The organism is Rhodanobacter sp. 7MK24 (assembly GCF_014842995.1).
Taxonomy (GTDB): domain Bacteria; phylum Pseudomonadota; class Gammaproteobacteria; order Xanthomonadales; family Rhodanobacteraceae; genus Rhodanobacter_A.
In genome coordinates this window covers 506,343-521,568 of record NZ_JACYXL010000001.1, presented here as the reverse complement: position 1 = coordinate 521,568, position 15,226 = coordinate 506,343, and the positions used below count along the sequence as shown (strand labels likewise).

Genomic DNA, 15,226 nt, shown 5'->3' with positions numbered 1-15,226 from the left:
CCGGGGGCCTGTGTCCCCCGGGCTTTTCGCTGTCGACAAAACCTGCGTTGCCGGTCAGGTGGCCAGGCTGGCCAGACCAGCCACGTGGACGCCCTTCTGAAGGTCTAGCGCGGCGGCCCGCTCGAATGCGACGTCGCGCGCCGGCAACCGCCCCGAACGGACCAGCTGGTCGATGCTGCTCGTTACGTCGTTGCGGCCGAACGGCTTCTTGATGAAGTCGTCGGCGCCGAAGCGTTGCGCGTAGAACTGCTCGGTGGCCTGGGGATTGCCGCTGATCATCACGATGGGTATATGCGCGGTGCGCGCATCGTGGCGCAACGCCCGCAGCACGGCGAAGCCGTTGATGCCCGGCAGCACGATGTCGAGGAAGATCAGCTCGGGCGCCTCGGCTCTGGCCAGTTCCAGCGCGCGTTCGCCGTCGGCGGCCTTTTGTACCGCGTAACCGTCCTGCTCCAGCATGCGGCCAAGCACCGCGCAGATCGTCGGCGAGTCGTCCACCACCAGCATGCGCATGCCCTGCGTTGCCTGCCGCCGAACTTCCGGCCGTTGCGCCGAATCTCCGGTACCACCCAGCCAACGCTTGAAGAAACCCATGCCGTTCATTGCGATGCTCCCCTGGCTACGCCGAGTCGGATTGCGCTTGAGCGCCTACCGACATTGCCGCGCATGGTGCGGCAGAGTTTCCGCACAATCTGCGATGCACTGCTCAGGGACGACTCAAAAGCTGCCCGGGTCGTCTTTAAAGCGACGCAGTTCACGGCGCGCGTGCTTGTCCGGCCGCTGACGCGGCGCCTGCGTGCCGACCAGGCGACGTTGCTCATGCCGCGCCTCACGCGCGAGGCGGCTCGTCTCGCTCTCGCGGTACAACGCCTGCGCCGTACTGGCCGGCCCACGCTTGTCGGCCAAGGCCAGCACTTCGATTTCCAGCTTTTCCTCACCGCGGCTGATCTTCAGCAGATCGCCCGCACGCAAGGACTTCGCCGGTTTGCAGCCACCGCCATTGACGTCGATCTTGCCGCCGTCGATAGCCTGCTTGGCGAGGCTGCGCGTCTTGAAGAAGCGTGCGGCCCACAGCCACACGTCGGCGCGCATCTCGGTCGGATCATCGGCATGGGTGGCTTTCATCGATGGCATTATCGCCCGATCCCCGCGGAGCCCAGCCATGGCCGACAGTCGGAATTCACGCTTGCTGCTCTATCTGCTGGACCTGGCAGGCGTCGCCGTGTTCGCGGTCAGCGGCGCGCTGACCGCAGCGCGCACCGGCATGGATCTGCTGGGCGGGCTGGCACTGGCGACGATCACGGCGATCGGCGGCGGCACGCTGCGCGATCTGTTGCTGAATCGCCATCCGATCTTCTGGATACGCGATGCGCGCTATCTCGTGGTGATCGCGGCGGCCGCCCTGCTCTCCATGCTCTGGAGCGCCTGCCTGCCGCCGCTGAGCCACGCCCTGCTGGTGGCCGATGCGCTGGGCCTGGCCCTGTTCGCCATCAGCGGCGCGCAGGTGACCGAGGCCGACGGGCACTCGCCCATCGTGGTGGTGCTGATGGGCACCATGACCGGTGCCGCCGGGGGCATGCTGCGCGACATGATGAGTGCGCAGGTGCCCCTGATCTTCCGCCAGGACATCTATGCCAGCGCAGCCGTCGCCGGGATCGTGGTCTATCTGCTGTTGAAAGCCGCCGGTCTGCGGTCAAGCTGGGCCATCACCGCTGGCGTGCTGGTCATTCTTGGCCTGCGCATGGGTGCGGTGCTCTGGGGTTGGCATCTGCCGCGGCTGCATCCCGTCGGTTAACCTGCCGGCAACCACAGGTTCATCAGCGGCACCGTGAGCAGCGACAGCACGATGCCGGCACCCAACACGGTGTTCGCCAGCTCCGGATCCAATCCATGCTCGTCGGCGAGGATGGCCGCGGAAATCATCGGCGCCATCGCGGCCTGCAACACGCCCGTGGTCAGCACCAGACCGCTCACCCCCGCGGCCGCGCCCAGCAACCAGCACAACGCTGGCGCCAGCAGCAGTTTCCAGCCCAGTCCGCAGACCAGCGGTCCAAGCTGGTGGCGGACCGCCTGCAAGCGGAACTGCAGGCCCACCGAGAACAGCGCCAAGGGCGTCAGCGTGCCGCCAAGCGAATGGAGCACGCCCGCGAGCGGACCAGGCCAGCCGCCCAGCAAGCCGACCACCACACCCGCCAGCAAAGCGAGGAAGGCAGGGAAGAGCAAGATCCTGCGCACGACCTGCCATGGCTCGGCAGCACGCCCCGCATATATGCCGGCCACCAGCACCCCGGCCGAGGCGAGCAAGGGGAAACAGCCGAGCTGGTCGGCCACCACGGCCAGCGCCAGCCCTGCCTGCCCATGCAACGCCTGCAGCATCGGATAGCCCATGAACGAGGTGTTGCCGAATCCGCACACCAGTACCAGCGCGCCGATGCGCCCGCGCGACCAGCCCAACCGTCGCCCCAGCCAAGCGAACAGCAGCCATGCGCCGAAGAAGGCCACCCAGGTCGCCACCACCGGAAACCACAGTTGCACATTGGGTTTTACCGCCGGGATCAGTTCCAGCACCAGCGCCGGCAGCGCGATGTTGATCACCCACCAGTTCAAGCCATGCACGATCCCGGCCGGCGGCTGCGCGAGACGACGCACCACCGCGCCCAGGGCCAAACAAACGAACAGCAGCAGCAGGGCACTCATCGGCTAGGCTTCGTAAGAACCAGCACCGCATTAGACGGGATCCCGCCAAACACCGGAAGGCCGTCGTACAAGGCGTTGGCATGCGAAAATAAGCCATCTCCGCACCACCATGCCTGCATCATGAATTCCAAGCCTTACGATTTCCGCCAGTTCCAGGCCGAGCTTTCCGCGCTCGACCAAGGCAAACCCGAGCCAAAAGCCGAGCCAAAGCCCGAAGCCAAGCCCGAGCCGAAGGCCAAGCCCCTGGGCAAGAAGGCGGCGGAAGCTGCACGCGTCGCCCGCGCCCGCGAGGAGTTCCTCGCCCTGCGTGAGCGCTACCAGCTGAGCGTAGGCGACGTGGTGGCCTTCTTTCCCGAGGAGGAAGGCATCGCTTACCTGCAGCAGCTGCTGGTTGCGACAGAGAAGAAACCACGGCGCAGAAAGACCGTCGAAACCTGAACAACCACTGTTGCCACAACGTCACCTCGGGCATGAATTTCCCTTCACTTGACCCCGTCATGGACGCGGCGTAGATAGGAAACACTCACTGTCACAAGGAGATGGACATGCGTACGCAGTTGCTTTCTGTCGCAGTCGTCGCACTTCTTGGTAGCACCGGAGCTATCGCCAACGATTCGATGTCCCTCAACCGGTTTCCCCACCGGGTCGAGCCGGTGCTCGTTCGGGTGGACGCCCACGGCAAGGTCACCGAAGCCTCGCCTGCTTACGAACTGCCGCCCGCGATGACGCGCCTGTTGAACGCGAATCTCGACGAAATGATCCATGCCCCGGCTATCGGAAAAAACGGCAAGCCGATACCGAGCCAGTTCGTGATGAACGTGGCCCTGCAGGCCGAACCGAACGGCGCAGGCAGTTACAATGCCCACTTCGCCTATGTCTCGACCAAACTCGTGCCGCCGGGCAGCTGGTATTGGGTGCATCTCGACGGCGACCGTCTTGCGCTGGCCAGCCGCGACCGCTTCCCGAGCGGCAGGCGCTTCATGCCTATGGAGCATTACCACGGCGGCTACCAGCCAAACTACCGGGGCAGCAATCGGCCTTCGCCGCCCACCGCCACGCCGGCGGTCCAGAACGCGACCTACAACAGCCCGAATACTTCGAACACCTCTTCTTCGTCGCAGTCCAGCCATACACGGTGAGTCCGCGCAGGCAGGAATCGCACGCGGCGATTTCGGGCACCTGCCAAGACGATGGTGATCACAACAAAAAGCCCGTCGCAAGCGACGGGCTTTTTGTTGTGCGGAATTCCACGCGCTCAGGCGTTCAGCAGCACCCGGTTCATGCGTTGCACGAAAGCCGCGGGATCGGCCAACTGCGCACCAGCGGCGATCTCGGCCTGCTCCAGCAGCAACGTGGCCAGATCTCCAGCCTTCGCCTCGTCCGTTTCGCTCTCGACGCGCTTGAGCAAAGCGTGCTGCGGATTGATCTCCAGCGTGGGCTTGCTCTCGGGCAACTCCTGTCCGGCTTCGCGCAACAGGCGCGCAAGGTGCGGGGCCATCTCGTAATCGCTGAGCGCGAGGCACGAGGGCGAGTCGGTGAGCCGTGCTGAAACCTTCACGTCGCCCACGCGATCGCCGAGCAGTTCCTTGAGCTTCTTGAGCAGCGGCTCGGCCTGCTTGGTGGCTTCTTCCTGTTTCTGCTTGTCGGCCTCATCCAACGGCAGCTCGCCCTTGGCGACGTTGCGCAGCTTCTTGCCTTCGTACTCGCCGAGGTAGCCGACCATCCATTCGTCGATACGGTCGAACATCAGCAGCACTTCGATGCCCTTGGCGCGGAACGCCTCGAGCTGCGGACTGCCGGCGGCGGCGACGTAGCTGTCGGCAGTGATGTACCAGATCGCGTCCTGACCCAACGCCATGCGGCCGATGTAGTCGTCCAGCGATATCGTCTGTTTCGCGCCATCACCTTTGGTGGAGGCGAAGCGCAGCAACTTGGCGATGCGCTCGCGGTTCGTCGCGTCCTCGCTGATGCCTTCCTTCAGCGTGTTGCCGAAGGCCTTGCAGAAGGTGACGAACTTTTCCGGCTCGTCCTTGGCCAGCTTCTCGATCAGGTCCAGCACGCGCTTCACGCAGGCGGCCTTGATCCGCTCCAGCTGGCGGTTGTGCTGCAGGATTTCGCGGCTGACGTTGAGCGGCAGATCATCGGCGTCCACCACGCCGCGCACGAAGCGCAGGTAGTTCGGCAGCAGCTCCTCGGCCGCGTCCATGATGAAGACGCGCTTGATGTAGAGCTTCAGCCCTTTGCGCTCGTCGCGTCCGCCCATCATCAGGTCGAACGGCGGTTGCTCGGGGATGTACAGCAGCGTGGTGAAGCTCTGGCTGCCTTCGACGCGGTTGTGCGTCCAGGCCAGCGGATCGTTGAAGTCGTGGCCCAGCGACTTGTAGAAACCGATGTAGTCCGCGTCGCTGATCTCCGACTTCGGCTTGGTCCACAGCGCGGAAGCGTCGTTGACGGTTTCCCACTCGCCCGTGGGCTTGCCGTCCCCGTTCTTGTCGGACTCGTCCTTCGGCATGCGGATCGGGAAAGCCACATGGTCGGAATACTTGCGGATCAGCGACTTCAACTGCCAGGCCTTGAGGAACTCGTCCTCGTCGGCCTTGAGGTGCAGGATCACCGCCGTGCCGCGCCCGGCCTGCTCGACCTGCTCCAGCACGTACTCGCCCTTGCCGTCGCTTTCCCACTTCACGCCCTCGCCTGCCGGCGCATCGGCGCGACGGGTGAGCACGGTGACCTTGTCGGCCACCACGAAAGCGGAATAGAAGCCCACGCCGAACTGGCCGATCAGGCGAGCATCGGCCTTCTGCTCGCCGCTCATCGCCTCGAGGAAGCGACGCGTGCCCGAGCTGGCGATGGTGCCGATGTTCGCCACCACTTCCTCGCGCGTCATGCCGATGCCGTTGTCGCGCACGGTGATGGTGCGCGCGGCTTCGTCCCAGCTCACGTCGATGTGCAGTTCGCTGTCGCCACCCAGCAGTTCGGGCTTGCCCAGCGACTCGAAGCGCAGCTTGTCGCAGGCGTCCGAGGCGTTGGAGATCAGCTCGCGCAGGAAGATCTCCTTGTGCGAGTACAGCGAATGGGTGACCAGGTGCAGCACCTGGGCGACTTCGGCTTCGAATTTGCGGGTTTCGGTAGTGGTCATGGAGGCAGGATTTCAAAAAGTAGCGTTAAAGAATATCGACCTGATTTTCACGTGGTTACGTTGCAGGTCGCCAGCAGGAGCCGGGCATCATGACGGTCATCCATAGACCTTGATGCCAAGCCAGATGAACAGCAATCCACCGACGACGTAGGCGATGCCCGCCCAGACGGCAGCGATTCCCGTGTAGGTGGTTTTCGAACCCAATCGCCATCCGTCGGTCAGGCTTTTGACAACGATCCCACGCACACCAATCGCCACAAGGGCGACCCCGGCCCAAACAAACAAAGTCTTGACTTTACTCACGACGCGCCCCCCTTCTGGCACCATGTGGACGGCAGACTGGCAAGTATCAGGCGTGCGGCGTCGCGTTCTGCAGCGCCGCGATGCGCTCGTCCAGCGGCGGATGGCTCAGGAATAGACGCTGCAAGCCGCTGCCCGTGCGATCGGAGATGCCGAACGCGGCCAGGGTCTTGGGCAGGGTGTTTTCGCCGTGGTCGGCCTGCAGCCGCTGCAGCGCGGAGATCATCGCGCCGCGGCCGGCCAGCTTCGCGCCGGCGGCATCGGCGTGGAATTCGCGCCAGCGCGAGAAGGCCATCACGATCATCGAGGCGAACAGGCCGAACACCAACTGCAGCACCATCACGGTAACGAAATAGCCGATGCCCGTGCCGCCGCGGTTGTCGTCGCGACCGCCGGACAACCAGCTGTCCACCAGCCGGCCGACCACGCGCGCGGCGAGGATCACCAGGGTATTCAACACGCCCTGGATCAGGGTCATGGTCACCATGTCGCCATTGGCGACGTGGCCGACCTCGTGGCCCAGCACGGCAGCCACCTGCTCGCGATCCATCTGCTGCAGCAGGCCGGTGCTCACCGCCACCATGGCGCTGTTCTTGGTCATGCCGGTAGCGAACGCGTTCATTTCCGGAGCGTCGTAGATCGCCACTTCGGGCATGCCGATGCCGGCGTTCTGCGCGTGCTGGCGTACGGTGTCCAGCAACCAGCGCTCGGTTTCGTTTGCCGGCTGCGCGATGACCTGGGCACCGGTCGTCATCTTGGCCATCCACTTGGACATGGCCAGCGAAATGAAGGCGCCGCCCATACCGAACACCGCGGCATAGATCAGCAGACCGGTGCTGCCGCCAAGCCCTTGGGTGGCGGCCATCTGATCCACCCCGAACAGGTGGCAGACGATGCCGAGCAGCAACAGTACGGCGAGGTTGGTACCGAGGAACAGGATGACGCGGCGCATGGCTGTCTCTTTGGCAGTCACGAGGATCTTGGCGATGAGTGTAGGCGTGGTGGCCTGTTTTCAAGCATCGGGCGCCACCACTCGCCAGCGGCCTCGCGGATGGGCAGACTTCCGCGATGGACTACCGCGGACGCTTCGCCCCCTCGCCCACCGGCCAGCTGCACTTCGGCTCGCTAGTCGCCGCCGTGGGCAGTTGGCTGTGCGCGCGGCATGCCGGTGGCAAATGGCTGTTGCGCATGGAAGACATCGATCCGCCACGCGAGGTTCCCGGCTCGGCGAACGCCATCCTCGACGCGCTGCCTGCGTTCGGCCTCGTCGCGGACGAGCCGGTGCAGTTGCAGTCGCAACGCAAGGCCGCCTACGACGACGCCTTCGCCCGCCTGCGCAGGATCGGCGCGGTCTTCCCCTGCTGGTGCAGCCGCAGCGAACTGGCCGCCAGCGGGCCGCACCGGGACGGCCGCTGCGCCAGCGCGCCCGACTCAGGCCGCGAACCCGCATGGCGGCTGCACACGCCGGACATCGACATCGCCTTCGACGACGCCCTGCAGGGCCCGCAACGACAGAACCTGCGCGAAGCCGCGGGCGACTTCGTGATACGCCGTGTCGAGGGCCTGTATTCCTACCAGCTCGCCTGCGTGGTGGACGATGCGTACCAAGGCATCACCGACGTGGTGCGCGGCTGCGACCTGCTCGACTCCACGCCGCGGCAGATCCACCTGCAGCGGCTGCTGGGCCTGCCCACGCCGCGCTACTTGCACCTGCCGCTGGCGCTGGATGCGCAGGGGCGCAAGCTGTCCAAGTCGACGCAAGACTTGCCGGTCGATCCCGCCGACCCGCTGTCGGCACTGCGCGGCGCACTGGGCTTCCTCGGCCAGCTGGTACCGGCGGATGCCGCCGATGCGCCGGAAGTGCTGGCTGCCGCCCTGTCCCGTTTCGATCCGACCCATATGCGGCAACGCAGTGGTTGCTTTGTCATCTGAACAGTTATAAATCCTCGGTGGGCCAACGCCGGTCGCCGACCAGCGCGCCATGCGCCCGCCATCATCCCCAAGGAGACTCGACATGACGCAACGCACGGCTTTGGTCACCGGCGGCACCGGCGGCATCGGCAGCGCCATCGTGCGCTACCTCGCCCGACAAGGGCATCGGGTCGCCACCAATTACCGCAATGCGGAGAAAGCCGAAGCGTGGCGCAAGGCCATGGCCGATGACGGCATCGACGTCTGCATGGTGTCCGGCGACGTCTCCGAACCCGCTTCCAGCGAGGCGATGATCCAGGAGATCACAAGCAAATGCGGCCCGGTGGACATCCTGATCAACAACGCCGGCATCACCCGCGACACCACTTTCCACAAGATGAGCTACCAGCAGTGGACGGAAGTGCTGAACACCAACCTCAACGCCTGTTTCAACGTCACCCGCCCGGTGATCGAAAGCATGCGTGACCGCAAGTGGGGCCGCATCGTGCAGATCAGCTCCATCAACGGCCAGAAGGGCCAGTACGGCCAGGCCAACTACGCCGCCGCCAAGGCCGGCATGCATGGCTTCACCATCTCGCTGGCGCAAGAAAATGCCAAGTTCGGCATCACCGTCAACACCGTTTCGCCTGGCTACGTGGGTACCGACATGGTGATGGCCGTGCCCGAGGACGTGCGTGCGAAGATCGTGGCGCAGATCCCGGTGGGACGCCTCGGCCGCCCCGACGAAATCGCCCACGCCGTAGCCTTCTTCACCGGTGACGACGCGGCATGGATCACTGGCGCGAACCTTGCCATCAACGGCGGTCATTACATGGGGTGGTGATCGCCAGACTCACTGGGCGAGGCAGATTCAGCTGGGCCTGCCTCGCCCAGGCGCAATGCCAATTCGATGGCACGCCCCGTGCTTCTCGATCCCGACACGAATGCCGTGCCGCGCCGGACCCTGATGGAAACGCCTGTCTCCGCCCCGCTGGGGAAAATCCTCGACCTGCTGCTGGATGCCATCTGTGTCGTTGACGCAGAAGGGCACTATGTATTCGTCAGTGCCGCTTTCGAACGCATCTTCGGCTACGCCCCCGACGAGGTGATCGGCAGGCGCATGATCGAACTGGTGCACCCCGAGGATCGCGAAGTCACCCTGCGCACCGCGGCGGCAATCATGGACGGCAAGCATGCGTCCAATTTCCAGAACCGCTACGTGCGCAAGGACGGCCGGATTGTGCACATCATGTGGTCGGCACGCTGGTCCGAGGTCGACCGTGTGCGGATCGCCGTTGCCCGCGACATCACCGAACTCAAGCGTGCCGAGTCGATGCGCCTGGCGCTGCACGCGATCTCCGAAACGGCGCACGCGGCGCAGGACCTGCCTGCGGTCTTCGGGCAAGTGCACCAGATCGTCGGTGGCATCCTGCCCATGACCAGCTTCATCGTCGCCTTGCGGAACCCGGCGGATGGTCGCCTGGAAGTTCCCTATGCGGCCTGCGGCGGCGAGGCGCCCCCCACCGCGGGGAACCTTGCCGCCGAGGTGATCCGCAGCAACAAGGCCGTGCAATCGACCACCGGCGGCTCGAACTGGCTGGGCGTGCCGCTGTACGCAAAGGAAAACCCGATCGGCGCACTGGTCGTGGAGCGCCAAGGTGAAAGCAGCCACACCAAGGCCGACACCGAGCTGCTCGAGTTCGTCGCCACCCAGCTGGGCACCGTAATCGAGCGCAAGCAGGACCAGGTCCAGCTGCACCACCTCGCCCTGCACGATCCGCTGACGGACCTGCCCAACCGCACCTTGTTCCACAACCGCCTGCAGGCCACGCTGGTGAGTGCGGCGCGCGCGAAGACATTGGCGGCCCTGCTCTATATCGATCTGGACGGCTTCAAGCAGGTCAACGACCTCCATGGCCATGCCGTCGGCGACCTGCTGCTTTGCGAAGTCGCCGCCCGCATCCGCGGCTGCCTGCGCGAGCACGACACCGCGGCGCGCATCGGCGGCGACGAATTCGTCGTGCTGCTCGATGCGTTGGCCGCGCCCGCGCACGCCATTGAGATCGCGGAGCGGATCCGCACCACGCTGACCCAGACGTTCCTGCTGCAAGGCCAGATGATCCGCATGTCGGCCAGCATCGGTGTGGCTACGTTCCCGCTCGATGGCGAGAACAGCGAGCAGTTGGGCAAGGCCGCGGATCACGCCATGTATCGGGCCAAAAAGGCTGGCGGCAACCGCACCCACGCCTCGGACAAATCGATCCCGGGCTGACTTCGACGAACCGGACGCCTGATCGCCATGGCCGTATCGATCCGCCCCTTCGAAGCATCCGATTGGTCATTGCTGTGGCCGCTGCTCCATGCCGTCTTCGCGGTGGGCGACACCTATACCTTCCCGCCCGATGCCAGCGAGGACGAAATCTTCGCCCTGTGGATCAAGCTGCCCCTGGCCACCTTCGTGGCCTGCGACGAATCCGGCGCCATCGTCGGCTCGTACTACATCAAGCCCAACCAGCCAGGCCACGGTTCGCATGTGTGCAACTGCGGCTACCTGGTAGCTAAGGCGGCGCGCGGCCAAGGCATCGCGTCGCTGATGTGCGAACACTCCCAGGCCACGGCCGTAGCCTTGGGCTTCCTGGCGATGCAGTTCAACTCCGTGGTGTCGACCAACCGCAGCGCTGTCCGCCTGTGGCAGAAGCAAGGCTTCGACATCGTCGGTACGTTGCCGAAGGCATTCCGCCATCCGCAGGCAGGCCTCGTCGACGCCCACGTCATGTACAAGTGGCTGGCGGGCGGAAGCGACGCTCCCTGACGGAATGCCCGTGGCAGCGCGGATCAGGCCTCGTGTTCCGCCAGCAGCTTCTCGATCACCTTGCCCACCGCCGCGAATGCGAACGCGCCGGTGACGTGCGTCGCCGCGCCCAGGCCGCCGCCGCAGGCGAGGTTCAACGCGTCGCCGCCGGGCGGGCGATTGCCGCACACGGTGCCGTCGGGCTGCGGGTATTGCACGTTCTGCAGCGAATAGACCGCCGACACGCCGAAGTAGCGATCCGGGTTGCGCGGAAAGCCGAAGTCGGTGCGGAGCTTCTTGCGGATCAGGCTGAACATCGCGTCGTGTTCGGTGCGCGAGAGGTCGCGCACGCGGATCTGCGTGGGATCGGTGCGCCCTCCGGCCGAGCCCACGCTGACGATGGGCAGCTTGCGACGGCGGCACCACGCGATCATCTCCAGCTTCACGCGGAAGGCGTCGCAGGCGTCCAGCACCGCGTCGTAACCGCGGTCCAGCAGCTCGTCCAGCGTGGAGGTGGTGAGAAAGCGCTCGATGCCTTCCAGTCGCAAGGCCGGATTGATCGCATGCAGCCGCGCGGCCATCACGCCCACCTTGGGCTTGCCGAACTCGCCATCCAGCGCATGCATCTGGCGGTTGGTGTTGGATACGCAGACCTCGTCGGCATCGATCAAGGTGAGTCGCCCCACTCCGGTGCGCGCCAGCGCCTCGGCCGCCCACGACCCCACGCCACCTACGCCCACCACGCAAACGTGGCGCTGCGCCAGCTTCGCCACACTGCCGATGCCGTACAGGCGCTCGACGCCGGCGAAACGTTCGTGGGGGAATGCGATGTCGCTCATGGGGCGTGACCTTGCTGCGAGACGCGAGATTCTATCGCCGGCCGGGTTATGCTCGCCCCTCCCAATCAAGGATTACCGCAATGCGTGCAGCGCTCCTGATCCTGCTCGGCCTCGCCATCGGCGTGATCGGCACGTCCCAAGTGATGAATGCGCTCGCTGCGCGCAACCCCATGCCCAAGGCGGTGATGCACACGCTGGGCTACCACGCTGGCGAATTGAAGCAGGCGATGAAATCGCAGCAGTGCGACGCGGCGAAAATCCAGCTGCATCTGCTGCGCCTGCAGTCCACGGCCACCGACATCGTGCCCACGTTCGGCATCGCCGACCAGGGCTTCACCGACGCCGCGAACAAGCTGCAGACGACCCTCCAGCAGGCCGTCGCCGCCGCACCCGCTACCTGCGCATCGCTGGCCACGGCGCTCAAGCCGGTGGGCGAGGCTTGCCAGAGCTGCCACCAGAAATACCGCTGAAGCACTTTTCGCGAAGTGACAAGGGGCCCGGCAAGCCCCCCAAGAAACGCGTCGTTGCTGGTGAAGAGCTGCCCCCGAAAGACTGAAGAAACCGCCTGCTGCCACCCTTTATCCGTGAAATGCCGCCACTGCGGCCTGACTTTTCCCGGGTACCCCACGTGATCCAACAGACCGATTTCTTCTTCGAAGGCGGCCGCAGCGGCGTTCTGCTGATCCACGGCCTCACCGGCACGCCGATGGAGATGAAGCTGCTGGGCAAGGGGCTGAACCGCGCCGGCTACACCGTGCACGGCATGCAGCTGGCCGGCCACTGCGGCAACGCTGACGACCTGCTCGCCACCGGCTGGCACGACTGGTACGCCAGCGTGGAGCGCGCGGCAGACGCGCTGCGCGAAAAGGTCGACCACCTGTTCGTGGGCGGCCTGTCGATGGGCGCCCTGCTCTCGCTCAAGCTCGCCGCCGACCGCCCCGATCAGATCGCCGGCGTGGGCGTGTACGGCGCCACCTTCCGCTATGACGGCTGGAGCATCCCGCGCACGGCGCGCATGTCCTTCCTGCTGCCGCTGCTGAAGAAGCTCGGCATCGGCCGCAACCGCAGCTTCATGGAACAGCCGCCCTACGGCATCCGCGACGAGCGCCTGCGCGCGCAGGTCAGTGCGGCGATGCTGGGCGGCGACAGCGCCGCCGCCGGGCTGCCGGGCAATCCGTGGTATTCGCTGGCCGAGATGTACGAGCTGTCGGCCACCGTGCGCCGCCAGCTTTCGCAGGTCACCGCGCCCTGTTTGGTGGCACACGCCAGCGAGGACGACGTGGCCAGCATCAAGAACGCCGAACTGGTGATGCGCGAAGTGAGCGCGCCGGTCGAGCTGCTGTTGCTGGATGACAGCTACCACATGATCACCATCGACAAGGAACGCCGTACCCTGATCGAGCGTTCCGCCGCGTTCTTCGACCGCGTCGCCGCGGCCGACATCTGCCAGCGCGTTGCCGCCTGACATGCCGACGGGTTCCATCACTCCGCTCATCGCCCTGCTGTGGGTGTTGAACGTGGTGCTCGACACCGGCGGCCAGCTCGCCTTCAAGGCAGCCGCCGGCGATCCCAATGCCGGCGACGGGCTGGCACGCTGGCTGTACATGGCACGGCGACCGTGGATCTGGCTGGGCATCGCCAGCTACGTGATCGAATTCCTGATCTGGATCGCCTTCCTCTCGCTGCTTCCCCTCTCCGAAGCGATCCTGCTCGGTTCGATCAATATCGTGGCGATCATGGTGGCCGGGCGCTTCCTGTTCGGCGAAAAGCTCACCCGCATGCGCGTTGCCGGCATCCTGCTGGTGACGCTTGGCGTGGCGATCGTGGGAGTCGGCGGATGAAGCGCGGCTGGTTCTACCTGATCGGCTTCCTGGTGCTGGTGCTGTTCGACTCGGTCGGCGCCATCAGCTTCAAGTACGCCGGCATGCACGCGCTGCCGGTGGAAGCGAACACTGCCTGGCTGTTGCGGCTGTTCGGGAGGCCGTGGGTGTACGGCGCTGTGATCGGCTACGTCGGAGCCTTCTTCACCTGGATGACCCTGCTCAAGCACGCGCCCATCGGCCCCGCCTTCGCCGCCTCGCACCTGGAAGTGGTATCGGTGATGCTGTTGTCGATATGGCTGTTCAACGAGCCGCTCAGGCTGCCGCACGTGCTGGGCGCCATCGCCATCGTCGCCGGCATCGTCTGCCTCGGCTTCGCCGAGAGCCGCGAGCACGTGCCGGAAGAAGGCGAAGCCTGACTCCGCCGCGCGCATGTTGCCCCGTCGCCGCCACGAATTGCCACCCACCGCCGGCCTGCCGCTGAAGCTGGCCGACCTGCGCCCCGGCAGGGCATCGCTGGCCACCGACGTCGCCGCACAGCTCGGCACGCCGCCATTGGCGCTCACCTGCTCCGGCACCGCCGCATTGCTGATCGCACTGGCCGCGCTGCGCGAACTCAAGCCCGCCTGCCGTCGCGTGGTGATGCCCGCCTACACCTGCCCATTGGTGCCGATGGCCGTGCATCAGGCCGGGCTGGAGTCCGTGCTCTGCGACCTGCGCCCCGGCCATTACGACATGGACCCGGATGCGCTGCGCGCAGCCTGCGACGAGCGCACGCTGGCGATCCTGCCCACTCACCTCGCCGGCCGCGTGGCCGACGTGGACGACGCGCTGGCCGTGGCCAACAACGTCGGCGCCTTCGTGATCGAGGATGCCGCGCAGGCACTGGGTGCGCGGCGCGAAGGCAACAGCGTGGGCCTTGCCGGCGACCTCGGCTTCTTCAGCCTGGCTGCAGGCAAAGGGCTGTCGATCTACGAAGGTGGCCTGTTCGTCGCACGCGATCCCGAATTACGCGAACGCCTTCAGCGCACCGCCAGGCGCATCGCCCCGTTCAAGCCAGGCTGGGAACTACGCCGCAGTGCAGAACTGCTTGGCTACGCCGCGCTGTACCGCCCACGGGGCCTGCGCCTCGCCTACGGCAATCCGTTGCGCAGTTCGCTGCGCCGTGGCGATCCGGTAGCCGCGGTCGGCGACGATTTTTCATTGCCGCTTCCTTTGCACTCCGTAGGCCGTTGGCGGCAAGCCGTCGGCGCGCATGCGGCCACGCGGCTGCCTTCCTTCATCGAACAATGCACGGCGCGTGCGCAGCGCTATCTGCCTCGCTTGCGTGCCATTGCAGGCGTCAAGGTGCTGGACGACCCCGCCGGCGCGCAAGGCACGTGGCCGTTCTTCATGTTGCTGCTGCCCGACCAGGGGCGCCGCGACGCCGCGCTGGAACAGCTCTGGCAAGCCGGCCTCGGTGTGAGCCGCCTGTTCATCCACGCCCTGCCCGACTACGCCTATCTGCGCGGCATCGTGCCCGCGGTCGATGTGCCGAACGCCCGCGATTTCGCCGCGCGCAGCCTCACCATCGGCAACAGCCCGTGGCTCACGGAGTCGGACATGGATGCGATCTGCGGCGTGTTGGAAACGGTGCTTCGCAAAGCCTGATCTTGTTGAGGACCCCTTGGGGTTACCCGTAACCCAGGCGCTGGCGCGGGGAGCCTCAGGAAAGCGAAGCAGGTCACCC

Annotated in this window: 19 protein-coding genes; 12 read left to right on the top strand and 7 right to left on the bottom strand. The window is 65.8% G+C overall.

The features are described 5' to 3' along the window. Positions 1-54: 54 nt before the first annotated feature. The gene (locus tag IHE49_RS02405) at positions 55-603 is read right to left on the bottom strand and encodes a response regulator (protein ID WP_192154559.1); all 549 of its coding nucleotides are present in this window, start codon (positions 601-603) and stop codon (positions 55-57) included. A gap of 114 nt (positions 604-717) precedes the next feature. Continuing rightward, the gene (locus IHE49_RS02400; RefSeq protein WP_225578107.1) at positions 718-1,134 is read right to left on the bottom strand and encodes an RNA-binding S4 domain-containing protein; all 417 of its coding nucleotides are present in this window, start codon (positions 1,132-1,134) and stop codon (positions 718-720) included. Positions 1,135-1,162: 28 nt separating this feature from the next. Here IHE49_RS02400 and IHE49_RS02395 point away from each other — a divergent pair, with 28 nt between their 5' ends. Then, positions 1,163-1,795, top strand: coding sequence for a trimeric intracellular cation channel family protein (locus IHE49_RS02395; protein ID WP_225578106.1), 633 nt, complete (start codon positions 1,163-1,165; stop codon positions 1,793-1,795). On the opposite strand, the gene IHE49_RS02390 is transcribed toward IHE49_RS02395, so the two are convergent. Then, a complete protein-coding gene (locus IHE49_RS02390; RefSeq protein ID WP_192154557.1) occupies positions 1,792-2,697 on the bottom strand; it encodes an AEC family transporter in 906 nt (301 codons plus the stop codon). The two genes, IHE49_RS02395 and IHE49_RS02390, sit on opposite strands and share 4 nt — an antisense overlap. A 120-nt stretch (positions 2,698-2,817) precedes the next feature. Here IHE49_RS02390 and IHE49_RS02385 point away from each other — a divergent pair, with 120 nt between their 5' ends. Then, a complete protein-coding gene (locus tag IHE49_RS02385) occupies positions 2,818-3,135 on the top strand; it encodes a 2-hydroxyacyl-CoA dehydratase (RefSeq protein WP_192154555.1) in 318 nt (105 codons plus the stop codon). Between the two features lie 107 nt (positions 3,136-3,242). Next, entirely contained in the window at positions 3,243-3,836 is a 594-nt protein-coding gene (locus tag IHE49_RS02380; protein ID WP_225578105.1) for a hypothetical protein, read from the top strand. Positions 3,837-3,952: 116 nt separating this feature from the next. Here the strand turns inward: IHE49_RS02380 and htpG are convergent, their stop codons facing one another. The 3 genes from htpG to htpX all read right to left on the bottom strand — a co-directional run bounded on the left by htpG (position 3,953) and on the right by htpX (position 7,088). Continuing rightward, complete coding sequence (gene htpG / locus IHE49_RS02375) at positions 3,953-5,836, bottom strand: molecular chaperone HtpG (RefSeq protein WP_192154553.1); 1,884 nt, start codon at positions 5,834-5,836, stop codon at positions 3,953-3,955. A 96-nt stretch (positions 5,837-5,932) separates the two neighbouring features. Next, complete coding sequence (locus tag IHE49_RS02370; protein ID WP_192154551.1) at positions 5,933-6,139, bottom strand: hypothetical protein; 207 nt, start codon at positions 6,137-6,139, stop codon at positions 5,933-5,935. Positions 6,140-6,185: 46 nt separating this feature from the next. Continuing rightward, positions 6,186-7,088, bottom strand: coding sequence for a protease HtpX (gene htpX / locus IHE49_RS02365; protein ID WP_192154549.1), 903 nt, complete (start codon positions 7,086-7,088; stop codon positions 6,186-6,188). A 116-nt stretch (positions 7,089-7,204) separates the two neighbouring features. Here htpX and gluQRS point away from each other — a divergent pair, with 116 nt between their 5' ends. From gluQRS to IHE49_RS02345, 4 genes are all read left to right on the top strand, one after another. Beyond that, on the top strand, positions 7,205-8,068 hold the full coding sequence (gene gluQRS, locus IHE49_RS02360) for a tRNA glutamyl-Q(34) synthetase GluQRS (protein WP_192154547.1): 864 nt from the start codon (positions 7,205-7,207) through the stop codon (positions 8,066-8,068). A gap of 82 nt (positions 8,069-8,150) precedes the next feature. Next, positions 8,151-8,891, top strand: a complete 741-nt coding sequence (locus tag IHE49_RS02355; protein WP_192154545.1) for a beta-ketoacyl-ACP reductase — start codon at positions 8,151-8,153, stop codon at positions 8,889-8,891. Positions 8,892-8,969: 78 nt separating this feature from the next. Further along, the gene (locus IHE49_RS02350; protein WP_343227523.1) at positions 8,970-10,319 is read left to right on the top strand and encodes a diguanylate cyclase; all 1,350 of its coding nucleotides are present in this window, start codon (positions 8,970-8,972) and stop codon (positions 10,317-10,319) included. A gap of 27 nt (positions 10,320-10,346) precedes the next feature. Continuing rightward, positions 10,347-10,859 carry a GNAT family N-acetyltransferase gene (locus IHE49_RS02345; protein WP_192154543.1) on the top strand — a complete coding sequence of 171 codons (513 nt, stop codon included), beginning with the start codon at positions 10,347-10,349 and terminating at the stop codon, positions 10,857-10,859. A gap of 23 nt (positions 10,860-10,882) precedes the next feature. Here IHE49_RS02345 and IHE49_RS02340 read toward each other — a convergent pair whose 3' ends face one another. Continuing rightward, positions 10,883-11,677, bottom strand: a complete 795-nt coding sequence (locus IHE49_RS02340; RefSeq protein ID WP_192154541.1) for a tRNA threonylcarbamoyladenosine dehydratase — start codon at positions 11,675-11,677, stop codon at positions 10,883-10,885. Between the two features lie 80 nt (positions 11,678-11,757). On the opposite strand from IHE49_RS02340, the gene IHE49_RS02335 reads away from it, so the two are divergent. From IHE49_RS02335 to IHE49_RS02315, 5 genes are all read left to right on the top strand, one after another. Beyond that, complete coding sequence (locus IHE49_RS02335) at positions 11,758-12,147, top strand: cytochrome c (RefSeq protein WP_192154539.1); 390 nt, start codon at positions 11,758-11,760, stop codon at positions 12,145-12,147. 158 nt (positions 12,148-12,305) lie between these two features. Then, entirely contained in the window at positions 12,306-13,142 is an 837-nt protein-coding gene (locus tag IHE49_RS02330; RefSeq protein WP_192154537.1) for an alpha/beta fold hydrolase, read from the top strand. Between the two features lies 1 nt (position 13,143). Beyond that, a complete protein-coding gene (locus IHE49_RS02325; protein ID WP_192154535.1) occupies positions 13,144-13,518 on the top strand; it encodes an EamA family transporter in 375 nt (124 codons plus the stop codon). After that, positions 13,515-13,916 (top strand): EamA family transporter, encoded by a 402-nt coding sequence (locus IHE49_RS02320; RefSeq protein WP_192154533.1) that lies wholly within the window; start codon positions 13,515-13,517, stop codon positions 13,914-13,916. The genes IHE49_RS02325 and IHE49_RS02320 overlap by 4 nt, the downstream gene beginning before the upstream one ends. Positions 13,917-13,929: 13 nt before the next feature. Continuing rightward, the gene (locus IHE49_RS02315) at positions 13,930-15,147 is read left to right on the top strand and encodes a DegT/DnrJ/EryC1/StrS family aminotransferase (protein ID WP_192154531.1); all 1,218 of its coding nucleotides are present in this window, start codon (positions 13,930-13,932) and stop codon (positions 15,145-15,147) included. The last annotated feature ends 79 nt before the right edge of the window (positions 15,148-15,226 follow it).